The sequence below is a fragment of the Streptomyces mabaensis genome, assembly GCF_053763515.1.
The window spans coordinates 25,148-43,302 of the sequence record NZ_JBSOPZ010000029.1; the positions used below are offsets into that span (position 1 = coordinate 25,148).

16 protein-coding genes are annotated in these 18,155 nt (G+C 71.5%); 6 read left to right on the forward strand and 10 right to left on the reverse strand.

What is annotated here, in order from left to right; all coding sequences use genetic code 11:
• Nucleotides 1-2: 2 nt before the first annotated feature.
• From ACWV17_RS24095 to ACWV17_RS24105, 3 genes are all read right to left on the reverse strand, one after another.
• Complete coding sequence (locus ACWV17_RS24095) at nucleotides 3-1,037, reverse strand: aminoglycoside phosphotransferase family protein (RefSeq protein ID WP_455361351.1); 1,035 nt, start codon at nucleotides 1,035-1,037, stop codon at nucleotides 3-5.
• A 122-nt stretch (nucleotides 1,038-1,159) separates the two neighbouring features.
• Nucleotides 1,160-1,546 (reverse strand): VOC family protein, encoded by a 387-nt coding sequence (locus ACWV17_RS24100; protein ID WP_455355706.1) that lies wholly within the window; start codon nucleotides 1,544-1,546, stop codon nucleotides 1,160-1,162.
• A gap of 84 nt (nucleotides 1,547-1,630) precedes the next feature.
• Nucleotides 1,631-3,424 carry an ATP-binding cassette domain-containing protein gene (locus ACWV17_RS24105; protein ID WP_455361400.1) on the reverse strand — a complete coding sequence of 598 codons (1,794 nt, stop codon included), beginning with the start codon at nucleotides 3,422-3,424 and terminating at the stop codon, nucleotides 1,631-1,633.
• Between the two features lie 498 nt (nucleotides 3,425-3,922).
• Between ACWV17_RS24105 and ACWV17_RS24110 the strand changes: the two genes are divergently transcribed.
• Nucleotides 3,923-4,048 (forward strand): hypothetical protein, encoded by a 126-nt coding sequence (locus tag ACWV17_RS24110; protein ID WP_455361352.1) that lies wholly within the window; start codon nucleotides 3,923-3,925, stop codon nucleotides 4,046-4,048.
• A gap of 306 nt (nucleotides 4,049-4,354) precedes the next feature.
• Here the strand turns inward: ACWV17_RS24110 and ACWV17_RS24115 are convergent, their stop codons facing one another.
• From ACWV17_RS24115 to ACWV17_RS24130, 4 genes are all read right to left on the reverse strand, one after another.
• Complete coding sequence (locus ACWV17_RS24115; protein ID WP_455355707.1) at nucleotides 4,355-5,227, reverse strand: universal stress protein; 873 nt, start codon at nucleotides 5,225-5,227, stop codon at nucleotides 4,355-4,357.
• A gap of 115 nt (nucleotides 5,228-5,342) precedes the next feature.
• Entirely contained in the window at nucleotides 5,343-5,837 is a 495-nt protein-coding gene (locus tag ACWV17_RS24120; protein ID WP_455361353.1) for a hypothetical protein, read from the reverse strand.
• Nucleotides 5,838-5,923: 86 nt separating this feature from the next.
• Nucleotides 5,924-6,667, reverse strand: coding sequence for a class F sortase (locus ACWV17_RS24125; RefSeq protein WP_455355709.1), 744 nt, complete (start codon nucleotides 6,665-6,667; stop codon nucleotides 5,924-5,926).
• A 143-nt stretch (nucleotides 6,668-6,810) separates the two neighbouring features.
• Complete coding sequence (locus ACWV17_RS24130) at nucleotides 6,811-7,842, reverse strand: hypothetical protein (protein ID WP_455361354.1); 1,032 nt, start codon at nucleotides 7,840-7,842, stop codon at nucleotides 6,811-6,813.
• Between the two features lie 279 nt (nucleotides 7,843-8,121).
• Between ACWV17_RS24130 and ACWV17_RS24135 the strand changes: the two genes are divergently transcribed.
• Nucleotides 8,122-10,848, forward strand: a complete 2,727-nt coding sequence (locus ACWV17_RS24135) for a SpoIIE family protein phosphatase (RefSeq protein ID WP_455361355.1) — start codon at nucleotides 8,122-8,124, stop codon at nucleotides 10,846-10,848.
• Here ACWV17_RS24135 and ACWV17_RS24140 read toward each other — a convergent pair.
• Both ACWV17_RS24140 and ACWV17_RS24145 read right to left on the reverse strand, forming a co-directional pair.
• Nucleotides 10,811-12,901: a SpoIIE family protein phosphatase gene (locus ACWV17_RS24140; protein ID WP_455355712.1), complete on the reverse strand. Its 2,091-nt coding sequence runs from the start codon at nucleotides 12,899-12,901 to the stop codon at nucleotides 10,811-10,813. The two genes, ACWV17_RS24135 and ACWV17_RS24140, sit on opposite strands and share 38 nt — an antisense overlap.
• Nucleotides 12,902-12,976: 75 nt before the next feature.
• Nucleotides 12,977-13,885 (reverse strand): LysR family transcriptional regulator, encoded by a 909-nt coding sequence (locus ACWV17_RS24145; RefSeq protein WP_455361356.1) that lies wholly within the window; start codon nucleotides 13,883-13,885, stop codon nucleotides 12,977-12,979.
• Between the two features lie 138 nt (nucleotides 13,886-14,023).
• On the opposite strand from ACWV17_RS24145, the gene ACWV17_RS24150 reads away from it, so the two are divergent.
• From ACWV17_RS24150 to ACWV17_RS24165, 4 genes are read left to right on the forward strand one after another with little or no spacing between them, the layout of a single operon-like run.
• Nucleotides 14,024-14,548, forward strand: a complete 525-nt coding sequence (locus ACWV17_RS24150; RefSeq protein WP_455355714.1) for a flavin reductase family protein — start codon at nucleotides 14,024-14,026, stop codon at nucleotides 14,546-14,548.
• Nucleotides 14,545-16,017, forward strand: coding sequence for a 4-hydroxyphenylacetate 3-hydroxylase family protein (locus ACWV17_RS24155; protein ID WP_455355715.1), 1,473 nt, complete (start codon nucleotides 14,545-14,547; stop codon nucleotides 16,015-16,017). The genes ACWV17_RS24150 and ACWV17_RS24155 overlap by 4 nt, the downstream gene beginning before the upstream one ends.
• Entirely contained in the window at nucleotides 16,014-16,493 is a 480-nt protein-coding gene (locus ACWV17_RS24160) for a RidA family protein (protein ID WP_455361357.1), read from the forward strand. The genes ACWV17_RS24155 and ACWV17_RS24160 overlap by 4 nt, the downstream gene beginning before the upstream one ends.
• Nucleotides 16,490-17,533: a DUF1028 domain-containing protein gene (locus ACWV17_RS24165; protein WP_455361358.1), complete on the forward strand. Its 1,044-nt coding sequence runs from the start codon at nucleotides 16,490-16,492 to the stop codon at nucleotides 17,531-17,533. The genes ACWV17_RS24160 and ACWV17_RS24165 overlap by 4 nt, the downstream gene beginning before the upstream one ends.
• Here ACWV17_RS24165 and ACWV17_RS24170 read toward each other — a convergent pair.
• Complete coding sequence (locus ACWV17_RS24170; protein WP_455361359.1) at nucleotides 17,511-18,113, reverse strand: TetR/AcrR family transcriptional regulator; 603 nt, start codon at nucleotides 18,111-18,113, stop codon at nucleotides 17,511-17,513. The two genes, ACWV17_RS24165 and ACWV17_RS24170, sit on opposite strands and share 23 nt — an antisense overlap.
• Nucleotides 18,114-18,155 lie beyond the last annotated feature (42 nt).

The following is an 18,155-nucleotide window of genomic DNA, read 5'->3' on the forward strand; positions in this document are numbered from 1 at the left end:
GGTCAGGAGTCCGGGCGCTCCGACGGTACGGGTGGGAGTGCGGGCGGCAGGGTCTGCAGGCGGTGGCGCATCGCTGAGCTCAGGGTGCCGAGGGCGCGCAGGTCGGCGCGGTCGGCCGTCATCCGGCCGACGACACCCAGCCGGTGCACGAGCCGTTGGCGGGCGGTCGCCGTGCCCCACTTCCAGTCGCCATCGGGGATCCGGGCCAGGTGGTCGGTGGTTCCGCGGCGCGCCCGTTGGACCAGCGCGTCGCCGCGCAGCAGCCAGCCGGCGCACGCGTCGGTGAGATCGCCGTCGAGTTCGGTGCCGGTCGCGGTGCGCCATGCGTCGCGGTACGCGCTTTCCGCTCGGTTCAGCAGGGGCGCGGACGGCGAAGTGACGCACCAGCAGGTCGGGAAGCCGATGCGCGGGTAGGCAAGCTCCACCAGTCCGCTGCCCAGTGAGGCCTGTTCGAAGTCGATGAACCTGATCCCGCCGGCGGTGTGCAGGTCGTTGCCGGGACACGGATCCCCGTGCAGCAGGGCGTTCCCGGATGCCTGGCCGAGCCGGTGCACCAGTCTCTCCAGCTCGCCGGAGACGTCCGGTACGACGGGTACCCCGAGTGCCTCGGCCAACCGGAGGAAGGCGTCGACGTCGGCCTGGTCCGGGCCCAGCCATCGGGGCAGTACGCCGATGTCCTGCGGGCCGGCCGTGGCGTGCAGCCGGGCCAGCGCCGCCGCGTAGCCGACGATCCAGTCGGCGGCGGGCTGTTGGTGGTCCAGGTGCTCGAGGACCAGCACGCGCTCGCCGGGATCGGTGCCGAGCAGCACGGGCACCACGGGTGGGTCGGCCCGGGCGGCGAGGCGCAGTGCGGTCACCTCACGCGCGTAGCGCTCCTCGGCGTCGGGACCCTCGACTACCTGCTTCACCACCGCCGGCCCGCCGGCCAGCTCCACCCGCCAGACGCGCGAACGCGGGCTGCTGCCGAGCCGACGCGAGCGCCGCGGTGGGCCCAGCGCGGCCCGTAGTCCTTCCCCGAACGGCAGTCGCGACCACATGCGCGCATCTTCGCACGGGGGCTGACAACTCCACCGCGGTTTACGGGCGTTCACGCACCTCGCGGGCCGTTCGCGCGGCCTGCGCCGGCCTTCGCGGGGTCTACGCGGGGTCTACGCGGGCTTCACGGGCGGTAGCGCAGCGGATGATCCTCCGGTACTTCGACCACGGCGATGCGCACGCCGTCCGGATCCGCGATCCACATCTCGACCAGCCCCCACGGCTCCGTCTTCGGCGGACGCAGCACGTTGACGCCCCGCTGCCGCAGCTCCTCGTACGCCGCGGTCGCGTCCGCCACCTGGAGCCACAGCTGGAGGGCGGGCGACGGAGGCGCGTCGGAGCGGCCCGACACCTCCAGGAATCCGCCGCCCAGGAAGTACACCGTGCCGCGTTCGGTCCCGGTGCCGAACTCCCGGTACACGGCCAGGCCCAGCGCCTCGCCGTAGAACGCCCGCGACCGCTCGGGATCGGTGGGGTGGAGCAGGATCCTGCTGCCCAGTACATGCACCATGCCACCGCACACTAGTGCCGCTCGTGCCGTCACCGCGTCGCAGGGGCGCGGTGACGGCAGGTGCCCGGGGGTACCGGACGGCGGTCAGCGGTCCTGGGAGAGGGCGTACAGCTCGCCCAGCAGGCTGCCCGGCGTGTTCACCAGCTGGTCGAAGGTTCCTTGCTCCCGGATGCGGCCTTGGTCGAGGACGATGATCCGGTCGGCCATCCTCACGTTGTCCAGGCGGTGCGTGACCACGAGCGTGATCCGGCCGGGAGCCATCGCGCGCAGCGCGCGGAAGATCTGGTGCTCGCCGCGGGCGTCCATTTCGCTGGTGGGCTCGTCCAGGACGAGGAAGCCGGGCTTGCGGTAGAGGGCGCGGGCGCAGGCCAGTCGCTGCCACTGCCCGCCGGACAGTTCGTGTCCGCCCCACACGGACCGGGCCAGGAGAGTGTCCAGCCCGTGGGGGAGATCGCGGATGACACCGGCCATGCCGACCTGTTCCGCCGCTTCCCAGACCTGCTGGTCGCCGTACTCCTGGGGCTGGCCGAGGGTGATGTTCTCCCGCGCGGCCAGCGGCCAGTGGCCGTTGGCCTGGGGGACGAGCCCGACGTGCCGCCACACGGAATCGGCGTCCGCGGTGGCGAGGTCGGTGTCGTCCCAGCACACCCTTCCGCCGGTCGCCACGGTCAGTCCGGTGAGCAGTCGCACCAGGGTCGACTTGCCGGCGCCGTTCTCCCCGACCAGGGCGACCACTTCCCCCTGTTCGAGGGTAAGCGAGACAGGTCCCAGTGCCGGGGTGGTTTTGTCGGGGTACGTGTACTCGGCCCGGTCGACGCGGATACGGCGGGGCACCCGGACGTCGGCGGTGCCGCGGCGGGTGGTCATGCCGCGGACTTCGGTGAGGAAGTCGTGGTAGTCACTGAGGTAGAGGCCGTGGTGGAACATCGCGGCGCCGTACCGGATGATCGAGTTGAGTGCGCGTCCGGAGGTCTGGGAGGCGACGATCGCGGTGCCGGCGATGGCCAGGTCCATGTGGCCGGAGAGCACCAGGGCGGCGAGCGAGGCCCACATCCCCAGGGTGAAGAGACCCGCGAGGGAGGTGGCGGCCGCATTGACGCGGAGATACTGAGGGGCGGCGGCGAGTTCTCTGCCCTCGACGCGGTCGCACATCGAGCGGTACCAGAAGTGCAGGTAGCCGCGCATGGTGTTGGCGCGCAGTTCGTCGGCGAGCTCGGAGGTGGTGAGCCACCAGTGCATCATGCCGCGGACGTTGCGGGAGGAGATGGAGGCGTCGTGCACGCGGTAGTCGATGCGTGCCGCGATGACGCCTCCGAGTCCGCGCGGGATGACGGAGAGCAGCAGGACTCCGAGCAGCAGCGGATGCAGAACGGTGAGGACGGACGCGGCGGAGATCAACTGCACCAGCCCGTTGGTGAGCATCTTGGCGTCCTCCGCCAGGTCCGGGGCGCGCATCGCCCCGATCTCCGCCGCCTGGCTGCGGTCCTTGAAGCCCTCCTGGTCGTAGGCGGCCAGCTCGGCTCGCATGTGGAGGTCCACGATGGTCAGGTCGGCGGCCGTGGCGACCTGGGGGTTGAGCCGGCGGGTGGCCCAGTCGGCCAGGATCCAGGCGGCGGAACCCACGCCGGTGGCGATGCCCGCGGTGACCAGGGCCGGGGCGGCCGCCCGAAGGCCGGCCTGCGCGTCGGCGGCTCCGAACAGGGGACCCATCGCGCGGGCGACCGCGGCGAGCATCACGGCTGTGCTGATGCCCGACAGGAGCTGGCAGGCCAGTACGGCAAGGACCATGCGGCGGTCGACGGACCAGGCGAGCCGGAAGGTCTGGCCGAGCGCGGCGGGGATACGGCGCGCCATCTGACGGAGCGTGGCGTCCTGCATCGCCCGGCGGTGCTTGCGTCCTGCGTAGTCGAGTTCGGGCGGGGCGGCCGGCTGCGGCCGGGCCGGCTGCTGTTGCTGCGGGATCAGCGTGGAGTCGGTCAACGGGGCCTCCTGTGCTGCGGGACGGGAGTGGCGGTGCGCGGGCGGCGCGGGTGGTGACTGCCGGGTCGCCCTGGTCGCCGGGGGCCGGGACGGTCAACCGGGCGCTGACCGCCCGGCAGGTCGGGGCAGGCCGGTTCGAACGCCGGATGTACGCCGGAGCCGGCGGCGAGTCGCTTCAACGGGCCTCCTGGTCGGGGCGCTTGCCGCGTGATGGACCAAGAACGTGCCTGTTCACGTCCACGTCACGGGCAGGCGAGAGCGACGAGCCGCGCAAAAGTTCGAACACCGGCGCGCAGGTCAGCCCTGCCCGGCCTCCGGGGCGTGATATTGCGTTCGAGTGCGAGGCCGCACCCGATCGAGGGATTGCGTGCAGCGGGAGGCCAGAGAGTTGGCCGGGTGACCGAACCTGCGCACCTGGCCGCCGTCCGGGAGTCGCACGACGCTGTCGCCGCCGATTACGCCGGGTGCGTCAAGCCGCCGGCGGGCTCGTCGCAGACCTGGGGTGCGGGCCCGGCCGCGTGACGGCGTCAAGCCGGCGCAGCACGGGAGAAACACGTGTGGCCCGGCGCACGCATCGCCGTAACAGGGCAGACCGTTGCGGCGGCTACCGGGCTAGGTCCGGCGGATCAGGGCCGGATAGGACGCGGCGTCTGGTGCGGCGCATCGCAAGGCGCCGGAGTGCCCTAATAGCGGAGCTGTTCGGGCATTTCGGCAACGCGGCGAGGTGCCGTGCCTGGGGGCACCTCCATGGGGGCACCCCCGGACGGAGTCTGGGGGAGGTAGCTGGGGGGGGCGTCGTGGCCCCGGCCATGATCCGCCGGACAGGCCCTACGCCGGGGTTCCGTCCACCGGGGGGACCACCGCGACGGGGCATTCCGCGGTGTGCAGCACCTCCGCGCTCACCGATCCGAGCAGCAGCCGGCGCAGGCCGGTCCGGCCGTGGGAGCCGACCACCAGCAGGGCCGCACCTCGCGATGCCTCCGCCAGTACGGTTGCCGGCCGGACGCGCTCCAGGCGCACATCGACGCCCACGTCCGGGTACCGGTCGCGGCGCTTGGCCGCCTCTTCCGCGAGTACCTCGCGCGCCGCGTTGTCGAAGGCGTCGAAGTCCGGTACCACCATGCCCGGGCCGCCCGGCATCTGGCCGAGATGGAACGAGGCGTGCAGCATCTCCAGCCGCGCCCCGCGCAGCTCGGCCTCGGCGAAAGCCAGGTCCAGGGCCGGCCCGGAGACATCGGAGACATCCACCCCCACCACGACCCGGTTCTCCGGCGGGGCCGAGGTTCCGCCGGGGCGGACGACGACCACCGGGCAGTCGGCATGGGTGGCCACCTGCCAGCTCACCGACCCCAGCGGGAGACGGGCGAAACCGCCGCTCCCCCGGTGACCGACCACCAGCCAGGCCGCCTGCGAGGACCGCTCCAGGAGTACCGCAGCGGGCCGGCCCGGCACCGCCTCCGCCGTCACCTGGAGCCCGGGGAACTCCGCTCGGGCCAGCGCCACCAGCGGAGCCACGACCGTCGTTCCCCGCTCCGGGGCGGTCTCCCTCCCCGGCGGCTGCTCGGTGGCGTGCAGGACGTGCAGCGGCCTGCCGTGCATCGACGCCTGCTGGGCCGCGTAGCGCACGACGGCCTCCTGGCCGGCCCCCTCCGCGACACCGACCAGAACGGGGCCGTCCGACCTCGCCGCGTCATCCAGCATGACTGCTCCCTCGTCGTCTGCGTCCGCCGCGCCGGCGGCTCGTGAACCGCTTCCGGCTCCCCCGACTACCCCGGATCCCCGGCCTCAACCGGCGGCCGGGCACCCCGGTCCGCGGCTACCCGCCGATCGTTGCCGTGCTGTAGACGTACAGGGCGACGAGACCGACCAGGCACGTGAGGATCATCCAGGAGCCGAAGCTCGTGTGTCTGTCCCGGCGCCCCCGACGTCTGAGCCGGCCGGTGCGGCCAGGGCGGCCGGGCCGGCCGGACGACCTGCCGGACCGGCCGGGCGCTGCCGGCCTCGGCGCCCGCGGCGCCGCGTCGGCAGCCGTCTCGGCGAGCAGACGGCGGCAGGTGGCGGCGAGCTCGCCCGTCCCGGCGGCCAGCGGCACGATCGCCTCCGAGCGCGCCGGGGCCGTGGTGCCGCCGTCGAGGATGCGGCCCGCGCGGACGAGCACCTCACCCTTGCCACCGGCGGGGGCGAGACTGATCCAGCGCTGCACGTGCTCGCCCCGGATCACGACTCCCCCGGCCCGGTCCCGGTACACGGTGTGCTCACGCCACAGCACCTCGGCCAACTCGCCCGCCGTATCCTTCAGTTGCCCACTCACGTCATCCCCCTCCGCCCGTACGGCACATCGACAAACACCGCACTCTAGCGTCAGGTACACACCAAGCCGCTCGGCGGGCCCGCGGTTCAGGCGCGCTTGCCGGAGTCGAGGTGGGCGAAGACCACGACGTTGTCCACGTAGTCCTTGGCCTTCCTGTCGTACTCGCCGCCGCAGGTGATCAGACGTAGCTCGGCGGACGGGGTGTCGGCGTAGACCCGCTCGTTGGGGAACTTCGCTTTGCTGAACTTCTCCACCGAGTCCACCGTGAACGTGGCGACTGTGCCGTCTTCCCGGGTGATGTCGACCTTGCTGCCGGGCTTGAGCATGCTGAGCAGCAGGAACACGGCCGGGCCCGTCTTGGTGTCGACATGCCCGGCGACGATCGAGGTGCCCCGCTCACCGGGCGTCGCACCGCCCTGGAACCAGCCGACCAGGTTCTTGTCGTCCGGGGGTGGCGCGTCGAGCTGACCGGACGGACCGATCTTCAGCGGCATGAAGGGCGCGTTGACGCCGATCTCCATGATCGAGATCCGCTTCGGGACAGAACGGTGCATCGCCGGACCGACCGGGGCGGGAGTCTTCGCGGTGGCGGAGGGGGAGGCGGAGGCCGCGGTGGGTGCCGGGGACACGGCCGCCGGGCGGGCCAGCGGCTTGTTGTCCACCGGGGTGTCGAGGGAGTTGTAGAGCATGAGGAAGCCCAGCCAGACCGCCATGGCGGGCCACAGCAGCGCGCGGCCGAGGGGGCGGGAGACGGAGGCGGACTCGGACTCGGGCGGGTTCGCAGGGGCGGTCTCGGACGGGTTCGAACCGGACGACTGCGGGGCGGCCATGCGACTGTGCCTTTCGTACGGGGCGTCAGTGGGCTGAGCGGGCGGCGGAAAGCGCCGCGGAGCGGAAACGCAATCGCCGCGGCCACCGCCCGAGGGGGGCGGCGGCCGCGACAGTGCAGCGACGTGCTAGTGGTCCGGCCTCATCAGGCGGCCGCACCGCCCGTCGAGTTGCGGCGACGCAGGCGGTACGCGCCGGCGCCGAGACCACCGAGGAGCAGAACCGAGCCGGCAGCCAGGCTGCCGCCGCTCAGTGCCATGCCGCCGCCACCGGTGTGGACGCCGCCGTACGGCTTCTCGTGCTTGCCGTAGCCGTTGTAGTCGTCCTTCTTGTACTCGTCCTTGCCGTAGTCGTCCTTCTTGTACTCGTCCTTGCCGTAGTCGTCCTTCTTGTAGTCGTCCTTGCCGTAGTCGTCCTTCTTGTAGTCGTCCTTCTTGTACTCGTCCTTGTCCCAGTCGCCCGACACGGTGCGGGCCATCGCGCCGCCACCGGTGTGGACGCCGCCGTACGGCTTGTCGTGGTCGTCCTTCTTGTAGTCGTCCTTCTTGTCGTAGTCGTCCTTCTTGTCGTAGTCGTCCTTCTTCTCGTGCTTGCCGTAGTCGTCCTTGTCGTAGTCGTCCTTCTTCTCGTCCTTGCCGTAGTCGTCCTTGTCGTAGTCGTCCTTCTTCTCGTCCTTGCCGTGGTCGTCCTTGTCGTAGTCGTCCTTCTTCTCGTCGTCCTTCTTGTAGTCGTCCTTCTTGTCGTCGTCCTTCTTCTCGTCGTCCCAGTCCCCCGCCACGGTCATCGCCATCGCGCCGCCACCGGTGTGGACGCCGCCGTGCGGCTTGTCGTGGTCGTCCTTCTTGTAGTCGTCCTTCTTGTCGTAGTCGTCCTTCTTGTCGTAGTCGTCCTTGTCGTGCTTGTCGTAGTCGTCCTTCTTCTCGTCCTTGCCGTAGTCGTCCTTGTCGTAGTCGTCCTTCTTCTCGTGCTTGCCGTAGTCGTCCTTGTCGTAGTCGTCCTTCTTCTCGTCCTTGCCGTAGTCGTCCTTCTTGGACTCGTCGTGGTCGTCCTTCTTGCTGTGGGAGGAGCCGTTGTCCTTGTCCCAGTCGTCCGTGGTGATGGCGGTAGCGATGGGAGCCGACAGCGCGAGGAGAGCGGTGGCAGTGACTGAGGCGAACAGGGTGCGGGCAGAGCGCATTGGGGCACATTCCTTTCGACGCCGCTGCGTGGGCTGACACAACGTCCGCTCATCGGATCGCAGTGGCGACGTGATCCACCGTCAGCCGGATTCCGGCTTCGCACCACCGGAGAAGGCCGCAAGTGAGGGACGTTTTGCGCTCTTCGAGTGGCGCGGAGCCGGTTATCACCCATTGGGCCGCACGCCACGCCGCAGCGAGGTTTGGCCGTGACCGCTCCACCCGTCCAGACGCGGATCCGGAGTCGCGCGCAGGTGAGGACGACGGTGTTAGATGAAGTCATGGGCGGATCCTTCGGGCGCCTGCGCTCGATCCTCGGAGTGCGAACCGTCGCCGGTCAGGTCTTCGTCCTCCAGGTGGCGGTCGTGGTGCTGCTCGTGGTGGCCGCCGTACTGGCCCTCGTGCTGCAGTCACGTACGGACAGTGAGCGGGAAGCGCGCAACCGGTCCGTCGCCGTGGCCGAGACCTTCGCGAGCGCTCCCGGCATCGAGGAGGCTCTCGCCGGCCCGGATCCCACGGCCGTGCTGCAGCCACGGGCCGAGGAGGCGCGGAAGCGGTCCGGGGTCGACTTCATCGTCGTCATGAACACGGACGGAATCCGCTACACCCACCCGTTGACCGACCGGATCGGGAAGAAGTTCGTCGGCGATCTGGAGCCCGCACTCGCGGGCGGAATCGTCACCGAGATGATCACCGGAACCATCGGGCCGCTCGTGCAGGCCGTGGTTCCGGTCACCGGCCGGGACGGGAACGTCGTCGGTCTGGTTTCCGCCGGGATCACGATCGAGAGCGTGAGCGGTGTGGTCGAGGAGCAGCTTCCACTGCTGCTGGGCACCGCCGCCGGGGTGCTGGTCCTCGCCACGGCCGGGACCGCGCTGGTGAGCAGACGGCTGCAGCGCCAGACCCGGGGCCTGGGCCCGGTCGAGATGACCCGCATGTACGAGCATCACGACGCGGTGTTGCACGCGGTGCGGGAGGGGGTGCTCATCCTCGGCGCCGACCGCCGGATCCTGCTCGCCAACGACGAGGCGCGCCGGCTGCTGGATCTGCCCGCGGACGTGGAGGGCCGCCCGGTCTCCGATCTGGGTCTGGACCCGGGCACCGCCCGGCTGCTGGTCTCGGGGCGGGTCGCCAGCGACGAGGTGCACGTGGCCGGGGACCGGCTGCTGGCCGTCAACCAGCGGCTGACCGACCAGCGGCCGGCCGACCGGAGCGCCGGGCCCTCCGGCACCGTGGCGACGCTGCGCGACACCACCGAGCTGCGGGCTCTGACGGGCCGGGCGGATGTGGCACGGGGACGGCTGAAGCTGCTCTACGACGCCGGGATGGAGATCGGTACCGGCCTCGACGTGATCCGTACCTCCCAGGAGCTGGCGGACTTCGCGGTCCCGCGGTTCGCCGACTACGTCACCGTCGACCTGGCGGACCCGGTCCTGCGCGGGGAGGAGCCGGTGGAGGGCGGTGCGGACATGCGCCGGATCGCGTTCCGGGGCATCCGGGACGACACCCCGCTGTACGCGACCGGCAGTCTGATCCACTTTCTGCCCAGCACGCCGCAGGCCGCCGGTTTCGAGTCGGGGAAGGCCGTACTGGAGGCGGACATGTCGACGTTCTCCGGCTGGCAGGTGCAGGACCCGGAGCGGGCCCACCGGCTCGTCGCGTACGGGATCCACTCGATGATCGCGGCTCCGCTGCGCGCCCGCGGCGTCATCCTGGGGGTGGCCACCTTCTGGCGGTCGGAGAAGCCCGAGCCCTTCGAGGACGACGACATGTCGCTGGCCGAGGAACTGGTGGCCCGGGCGGCGGTGAGCATCGACAACGCCCGCCGCTACACCCGTGAGCACACCATGGCCGTCACCCTGCAGCGCAGCCTGCTCCCCCAAGCCCTGCCCGAGCAGAACGCGCTCGACGTCGCGCACCGCTATCTGCCCGCCCAGGCCGGCCGGGGCGGCGTCGGCGGGGACTGGTTCGACGTGATCCCGCTGCCGGGCGCCCGGGTGGCGCTCGTGGTGGGCGACGTCGTCGGCCACGGGCTGCACGCGGCCGCCACCATGGGCCGGCTGCGTACCGCGGTGCACAACTTCTCCACCCTGGACCTGCCGCCCGACGAGCTGCTGTGGCACATGGACGAGCTGGTCACCCGGCTCGACCAGGACGAGACCGAGGACAGCGCGGTCGCCTCGGTCACCGGGGCCACGTGTCTGTACGCGGTCTACGACCCGGGCACCCGCGTGTGCACCCTGGCCCGGGCGGGCCATCTCGAACCGGCGATCGTGCACCCGGACGGGCGGGTCGAATTCCCCGGGGTGCCCGGTGGTCCACCGCTGGGCCTGGGCAGTCTGCCGTTCGAGACGACCGCGCTCGAGCTTCCCGAGGGCAGCAGTCTGGTGCTCTACACCGACGGGCTGGTGGAGGACCGCAACCGGGACATCGACGAGGGTCTGGAGCTGCTGCGGCAGGCACTGGCCCACCCCGGCCGGACGCCGGACGAGACGTGCGACGCGGTGCTGACGGCTCTGCTGCCCAAGCGGCCCCGCGACGACATCGCGCTGGTCGTCGCCCGCACGCGGGAGCTGAGGGCGGACCGGAGCGCCGTCTGGGACGTACCGGCCGACCCGTCGGCGGTCGGCCGGGTGCGGTCGGCGGCGGCCCGGACGCTGGCCGAATGGGGTCTGGAGGAGGCGGCGTTCACCACGGAGCTGATCCTGAGCGAGCTGGTCACCAACGCCCTGCGCTACGGCACGGACCCGATCCGCGTACGCCTGGTCCGGGACCGGACCCTGATCTGCGAGGTCAGCGACGGCAGCAGTACGTCCCCGCATCTGCGGCGGGCCGCCACGACGGACGAGGGCGGGCGGGGACTGTTCCTGGTGGCCCAGTTCGCGGAGCGCTGGGGTACGCGGTACACCGACACCGGCAAGGTCATCTGGGCGGAACAGCCCCTGCTTGCGGCCGGTGACAGTCCCGCGGTCAGTGACGGTCCCCGGCCGGGCGGGCCCGCGCGATGAGCAGCGCCACGTCGTCGTGGTCCCCGGGGTGGCGCAGCGCGTCGAGGAGCCGGTCGCAGGTCTCCTCCAGAGAACGCAGGGGCTCGTCCAGGAGGCCGGTGAGCGCGTCCAGGCGTTCGTCGATGGCGTGGTGGCGGGTCTCCACCAGGCCGTCGGTGTACAGGACCAGCGCGTCGCCGGGGTACAGATCGAGCCCGGTGGTGCGGAAGACGACGTCACCCACGCCGAGCGGGGCTCCGGTGGGCAGGCCGAGCAGTTCGGAAGGCCGGCCGGGGCGCACCAAAACCGGCGGCAGGTGTCCGGCGCAGGAGATGAGGAGCCGCTGGTGGCGGGGATCGTAGACGGCGTAGAGACAGGTGGTGAAGGTCTGGCCCATGCGGTCGGTGATGTGATCGAGGTGGCGCAGTACCTCGGCGGGCTCGAGATCGAGTTCGGCCAGCGTACGGGTGGCGGTGCGCAGCTGGCCCATGGTGGTGGCGGCGCTGATGCCGCTGCCCATGACGTCGCCGACGACGAGCGCGGTCTTGTCGTCGGTCAGCGGGATGACGTCGAACCAGTCGCCGCCCACCTCGCTGGCAGCCTGGGCGGGCTGGTAGCGGGAGGCGATCTCCAGGCCGGGCTGGTCCGACGGCCGCTGCGGAAGAAGGCTGCGCTGGAGGGTGAGGGCCGTGTTGCGCACCTGCTGGTACCAGCGGGCGTTGTCGATGCACACGGCCGCCCTGGCCGCGAGCTCTCCGGCCAGGACCTCGTCGTCGGCGGTGAACGGTGCCGGGTTGTTGCGGGTGCGCTTGAGGTCCAGGGCGCCGAGGACCTCGCCGCGGGCGATCAGCGGTACGGCCAGGTAGGAGTGCACTCCGGCGGCGGCCAGGAGCGCGACGGCTTCGGGTCCGCGGGCGATCCGCGGCAGGTCGTCGCTGCCCACCCGGGCCACCCTGACCGGCAGGCCGGTGTTGACGCACTGGGTGACCAGCCGGTCGGCCTCGTAGCGGGCGACCTCGCCGGGCGGGTCGGCGGCCTGCAGGGCCTCGGTGGGCCGGGAGGCGGCCAGGGCGAGCGCGCGGAAGACGGCGGGGCCTTCTGGCGGGGCGGCGGGCGGGCGGCCGTTCAGGATGCTGTCGAGCACGTCCACCGCGGCCACGTCGGCCAGGTCCCGCACGGACACCTCGGCGAGTTCCCGGGCGGTCTGGTCCAGGTCGAGCGTGGTGCCGATGGACAGGGAGGCATCCGCAACCAGGGCCAGGCGGCGCCGGGCCTGGACGGCTTCGGCCCGGGCGAGATACCTCTCGGTGACCTCCACGACAGAGGTCGCCACTCCCACCACCTTCCCGTTCGACGTCTCCAGCCGGTAGAAGGACACCGACCAGGCGCGCTCGTTCTCCGGATCAGCCGCGGCGCGCCCGACGAACTCCTGGTCGAGAACCGGGACACCGGTGGCCAGAACGTCGTACATCGAGGACTCGACGGCCTCGGTGTCCAGGAAGGGCAGGGCCTCGCGGACGGGCCGGCCCACGTGTCCGCCGGTCGGCAGGCCGTTGATGCGCTCCAGCGCCGGGTTGACGGCGACGCAGCGCAGGTCGGTGTCGGCGACCGCCAGTCCGATGGGTGACTGGGAGATCAGGCGGGTGGACAGCGCCAGATCCCGCTCGACCCGGCCCAGCGTCGCCTCGCGGGTGGCGAGCCCCAGGGCGTACACGTCTCCGTTCTCGTCCTCCAGCCGCATGTTGCGGAACTCGACCAGCCGGGTGCCGCCGTCCTTGTGCTTCACGGGGAAGACCCCTGCCCAGGTGCCCTCTCCCGCCATGACCCGGGTGAACAGGTCGACCACCACGTCCAGGTGCTCCTCGTGCACCATCAGCTGGCCGGCGAACTCGCCGAGGGCCTCACCGGCGGTGTAGCCGAACAGCTCCTCGGCCTGCGGGCTCCACAGCACGATCCGCCCGCTTCCGTCCAGCACGACGGCGGCGACGCTCAGCACATCCAGCAGCCCACCGGGCTCAGACGTCACACTTCCGGAAGGCCGGGGGCCTTCGGGAAACGCTTCGGCTGCGCACATGCCATCCATCGTCTCTCCGCCCCGGCCGACCCCGCGACCCCCCGTCGCCCGGCCCGGGGGCCCGGTCCCGGCGCGTCAACGGGGTACCACACGCCGCGTCACGTCCATCAGCGCCCTGGCGCGGGCCGTCTGACGTACGCCGGCCAGGCGCGCGAGCACCAGGTCCAGTGGAGGATGCTCGTTGGTCAGCGGCAGGGCGACGACCTCGCCGCCGCCATAGGTCTGGGCGGTCGCCGGCCGCTGGTTCAGAAGGGAGAAGCCGTGCCCTCGGGCGACCAGGGAGCGTACGGCCTCGTAGCTCTGCGAGCGGTGGCGCACGTGGGGTGTGGCGCCCGCGGCCTTCACCAGGGACCAGAAGTAGTCCCGGCTGTAGGGGAGGTCGAGCAGGACGAACGGCTCGCCCGCCAGTTCGGCCAGGTCGACAGCGTCCCGGCCGGCCAGCGGATGGTCCGGTGCGACGACCGCGTAGGCGGGCACGGAGCCGAGGGGCTCGCGGAGCACGTCGTCGCCGAAGCCCAGGTCGTACGTGAGGGCGAACTCGATCCGGCCGGCGCGCAGGGCCTCGGCCAGCTCCGCGGCTTCGGCTTCCATGACGCCGACCTCGACCGCGGGGTGGCGTCGCGCGAACTCGTCCAGGAGCGCCGGTAGGTGAAACGGCGCCAGGGTGATGAAGCAGCCCAGCACGACCGGCCCGGTGAGGGAGTCTCCGGTGCCCTGTGCCTCCTCGGCGACTTCCCGGGCATGGGCCAGCAGCTTGCGTGCCTGATGGAGGAGGCGTTCCCCGGCCGGGGTCAGGGTGAGCCCTTTGGCGCGTCGCCGGATGAACAGCTGCACGCCGAGCTCGTGCTCCAGGTTGGACACCGCCGCGGAGACCGCCGACTGGGCGATCAGCAGCTGTTCGGCTGCGGCCGTCATGCTGCCGGCCTCAGCCGCGACGGTGAAGTAGCGCAGCTGGACCAGCGTGAAGCCCACCGGTGCGGACATGACCCGATCTCCTCTGTTTTTCTGATGAGCCTCCATTAAAAGAACTGCTTTACTGATGCTACTCCCCCTCCCCATAGTGAGGACACGGCACTCAGCCGCCTGAAGATCCCCACAGCTCCACGACCCTGGGAGGGGTGTATGACGCGTCAGCAGTTCGTCGCCGCCATGGGCAACGCAGCTACGGGCGTGACGGTCGTCGCCACCGACGGCCCCGCCGGCCGCTTCGCGCAGACCGTCAGCGCCATGTGCTCGGTCTCCGCCGATCCGCCCTCGCTGCTGGTCTGCGTCAACCGGCGCAGCCCGCTGGTGGAAGCGGTACGCCACAACGGCGTCTTCTCCGTGAACGTCCTCGGTGTCGGCCAGGCGCACGTCTCCGACACCTTCGCCGGCCGCCCGGGCACCGGTGAGCCCTACGACTTCGGCTGCGCCCGCTGGCAGCGGCTGGAGACCGACGCGCCCGTCCTCGCCGGCGCGGCCGCCGCGTTCGACTGCCGGCTCGCCGAGACCACCGCGTCCGGGACCCATCTCATCCTGGTCGGCACCGTCCTGGCCAGCAGTTCCTCCGCTCAGGCGCCGCTGCTCTACCACGCCCGCGCCTACGGCGCCCACCGCCCGATCGACGTACAGCAGATCGACGTACAGCAGGGAGTACACGCACGATGATCCGTACCGGAGAGCAGTACCGGGACTCGATCCGCGACGGCCGCGAGGTCTGGATCAACGGGGAGAAGGTCCCCGACGTCACGGCCCACCCCGCCTTCAGGCCGCTGGTCGACATCCGCGCCCGGATCTACGACATGGCGCACGACCCGGCGACCCGTGACGTCATGACGTACCGGGACCCGGAGACCGGAGAGGTCAACGCGGTCCAGCAGAAGCCGCCGACCACCCGCGAGGACTGGGACGCCAAGCGGGCGGCCACCGACGCCGTACTCAGCGACGTCGGCGGCGTGGTGACGCGGGTCGGCGACGAGACCATCGGCGAGGTCTGGTCCCTGATCGACGGCCAGGACGTGCTGAACAAGATCAATCCCACGTACAGCGCGAACGTGCGCCGGCACATCAACCAGGCGTGCTTCGGCGACCCGTTCCACGTGTCGGCCAACACCGACCCCAAGGGCGACCGGTCCAAGCGGCCGCAGGACCAGGACCCGGACATGCTGCTGCATGTCGTGAAGGAGACCGACTCCGGCATCGTGGTGCGCGGCGCGAAGTACGAGACCGCGGCCGCCTACTCCAACCAGGCGTTCACCAAGCCCACCATCGCCAACTGGGGCGACTCCGAACTGTCCGACTACGCGCTCGGGTTCATGCTCGACATGGGCTCGCCGGGCCTGAAGTACATCTGCCGCACCGGTTTCGCCGGCCGCGCCCCGGCCGAGGACTACCCGCTCGCCAACCGCTTCGACGAGGTGGACACCCTCGTGGTCTTCGACGATGTCGAGATCCCGTGGGAGAACGTGCTGTTCTACCGGGACACCAGGGCGGCCACGTTCATCCGCGCCACCCTCCACCGATACAGCGCGTACGCCTTCACCCAGCGCAATCTGCGACTCGCCGACCTGATGATCGGCGCCGCGCTGTGGAACGTGAAGCAGACCGGGCTGGAGCGCCAGCAGGCCGTCCAGGAGAAGCTGGCGACGCTCGCCTGCTACCGCGAGGGCATCAACGCGCACCTCACGGCCGCGGTGGCGATGGCCGAGCCCAGCCCCGGCGGGCTGCTCATGCCGAACCAGTCGCTGCTCTACACCGGCCGGGTGCTGGCCTGCTCCCAGCTGCACGAGATGATGCACATCGCCCGCGAGCTGTGCGGCGGCCAGATCTGCATCACGCCCGACAAGGCGTCGTTCGACCACCCCGACACCGGGCCGTGGCTGGAGAAGTTCTACTCCGTCAACGACAACTGGGTCGCCGAGGACCGCCGCAAGCTCCTCGCGTACGCCCGCGACCTGCTGAACTCCGACTACGCCGGACACCGGCTGACCTTCCAGCTGTTCGCCCAGTCCCCGCCGTTCGCGCACCTGGCCTCGGTCTACCGCAACTTCGACTGGGACGGGCCGCTGGACCTGGTCAAGTACGCCGCCGGCCTGTCGGACAACGTGCTCGGCACTCTGGGGAGGAACGCCAAGTGAGCCCTCGGCACCACCGCATCCGGCGGTTCAACACCGCCGAGACCTATCCCGAGCAGAGTCTGTCCAACGATCTCGCCCAGGCCGTCGTCGCCGATGGCACGGTCTATCTGCGCGGCCAGATCGGGCAGGACCTGGACACCAGGGAGAGCATCGGAGCCGGAGACGTCGAGGCCCAGGCCGAGCGGGCGATGGCCAACATCGCGATGCTGCTGGAGGAGTCCGGCAGCCGCCTGGAGGACCTCGTCAAGATCACGGTCTATCTGACCGACATACGGTTCCGCGAACCCGTGTACCGCGTGATGGGCCGGTGGCTCAAGGGGGTGCACTACGTCTCCACGGGCCTGGTGCTCTCGGCGCTGGCCCGGCCCGAATGGCTGGTGGAGATCGACGCCACCGCGGTCATCCCCGCCGGACGCCGGGCCGAGGCGGAGCGTGTCCGCCTGGCGAGGGCCGCGGAGCGAGGAGAGACGCTGTGACGTTCTCCCTCGCCGCTCGCTGCCTGCGCACCGGCCAGTTCGGTGTCGCCGTCACCTCGTCCAGCCCCGCGGTCGCCGCCCGCTGCGCCCATGTACGCGCGGGAGTCGGCGCGGCCTGCTCCCAGAACGTCACCGACCCGCGGCTCGGTCCGCGGCTGCTGGAACACCTGGTCACCGGCAGCGGGGACGCGGCCGACGCGATGCGCCGTACGGTGGGCGGCGAACCCCACCGCGACTGGCGGCAGTTGACGGTGATCGGGGTCTCGGGCGTCCCTGCCCACCATTCCGGCAGCCGCGCGCTGGGCACGTACGCGCACGCGCTCGGCCCGGACGCGGTGGCCGCCGGCAACCTGCTGGCGAACCCCGGCGTGCCCCGGGCCATGCTCGACGCGTTCGCCGAGGCGCACGCGGCCGCCTACCCCGAGCAGGGCCGCAACGCCGCCGACGCCTTCACCGTCGCCCAGGTCGCCATCGGGCTGCTGCGCCAGCAACTGCCCCCGACCGTACGCGTGCACGGCCTCCTCACCCGGGGCGGTGAGGCCCCCAACGCCATCCCGGAGCGCACCGAGGGACGGTGGTACGTGCGCGCCGCCACGCTGGACGAGCTGTCCCGCGTCCAGCCCCGGGTGGAGGACTGCTTCGCCGCGGGGGCCCTGGCGGCCGGGTGCGAGCTGGGCATCGAACCGGAGAGCCCGCCGTACTCCGAGTTCCGGGCCGACGCGGCGCTCCTGGAGTGCTACCGGCGCAACGCGCTGGGGGTGGGGCGCCGGTTCGCGGAACCGGGCGACCCGGCCGCGCGGATGAACCGGGCGTCGACCGACATGGGGAACGTCTCCCGCGTCCTGCCGGCCATCCACCCCTACATCGGGATCGACTCGCTGCCCGCCGTCAACCACCAGAAGGAGTTCGCCGCCCACTGTGTGACGCCGGCGGCCGACGCGGCGGTCCTCGCCGGTGCCACCGCGCTGGCGCTGACCGCCGCCGATCTGGCCACCGACCCCCGGCAGCGGCAGCGGCTCACAGCCGGGAGCAGCCGGTGACACCCCGGGCGTAGCCCAGGATCAGCCGCAGCGCCGCCTCGTGGTCGACGGCGGCGTTGCGGCTCACCATGTGCAGGCCGTAGCCGTCCTCGAGGGTCACCAGATTGCGGGCCACGTCGGCCACCGGTTCGGTCAGCGTGAAGACGTCCGCCGCCACGCCCACTTCGAGGATCGTGGAGTACAGGGCGGTCTCCCGGGCGAAGAGCGAGCCCATGAGTGCGGCGTGCGCGCTGCTGCGGTCCGCGCGGCCGTGCAGTTCGTACAGCAGCCGGTGGGCCGGGTCGTCCGGGCCGGCGGGCAGGCCGGTGGCCACGGCCCGGCGGAGTCGCTCCACCGGGTCCGGGACGCCGTCGGTCCGGCGGTGCCGGTCCGCGAGGAACCGTTCCACCGCGTCCTGGTGGACCTCGAAGACGAGCTCGTCGAGCTCCGGGTAGTAGTAGAGGACTGATCCCGCGGAGACGCCGGCCTCGGCCGCGATGTCCTTGATCCGCAGCCCCGCGATGCCCCGCTCGGAGATGGCCCGGCCTGCCGCGTCGATGAGCGCCTCGCGCCGGGCGCCTTGGTTCTTCGGTCTCGCCATGGCCCCAATTCTTTACCGACCAGTTCAGGTATTTCAAGTTCC

What these genes read in the sequence shown, in the direction of transcription:
- ACWV17_RS24095 (WP_455361351.1), bottom strand. Translation starts at nt 1,037, where the DNA reads ATGTGGTCGCGACTGCCGTTCGGGGAAGGACTACGGGCCGCGCTGGGC.
- ACWV17_RS24100 (WP_455355706.1), bottom strand. Translation starts at nt 1,546, where the DNA reads ATGGTGCATGTACTGGGCAGCAGGATCCTGCTCCACCCCACCGATCCC.
- ACWV17_RS24105 (WP_455361400.1), bottom strand. Translation starts at nt 3,424, where the DNA reads ATGCAGGACGCCACGCTCCGTCAGATGGCGCGCCGTATCCCCGCCGCG.
- ACWV17_RS24115 (WP_455355707.1), bottom strand. Translation starts at nt 5,227, where the DNA reads ATGCTGGATGACGCGGCGAGGTCGGACGGCCCCGTTCTGGTCGGTGTC.
- ACWV17_RS24125 (WP_455355709.1), bottom strand. Translation starts at nt 6,667, where the DNA reads ATGGCCGCCCCGCAGTCGTCCGGTTCGAACCCGTCCGAGACCGCCCCT.
- ACWV17_RS24130 (WP_455361354.1), bottom strand. Translation starts at nt 7,842, where the DNA reads ATGCGCTCTGCCCGCACCCTGTTCGCCTCAGTCACTGCCACCGCTCTC.
- ACWV17_RS24135 (WP_455361355.1), top strand. Translation starts at nt 8,122, where the DNA reads ATGGGCGGATCCTTCGGGCGCCTGCGCTCGATCCTCGGAGTGCGAACC.
- ACWV17_RS24140 (WP_455355712.1), bottom strand. Translation starts at nt 12,901, where the DNA reads ATGTGCGCAGCCGAAGCGTTTCCCGAAGGCCCCCGGCCTTCCGGAAGT.
- ACWV17_RS24145 (WP_455361356.1), bottom strand. Translation starts at nt 13,885, where the DNA reads ATGTCCGCACCGGTGGGCTTCACGCTGGTCCAGCTGCGCTACTTCACC.
- ACWV17_RS24150 (WP_455355714.1), top strand. Translation starts at nt 14,024, where the DNA reads ATGACGCGTCAGCAGTTCGTCGCCGCCATGGGCAACGCAGCTACGGGC.
- ACWV17_RS24155 (WP_455355715.1), top strand. Translation starts at nt 14,545, where the DNA reads ATGATCCGTACCGGAGAGCAGTACCGGGACTCGATCCGCGACGGCCGC.
- ACWV17_RS24170 (WP_455361359.1), bottom strand. Translation starts at nt 18,113, where the DNA reads ATGGCGAGACCGAAGAACCAAGGCGCCCGGCGCGAGGCGCTCATCGAC.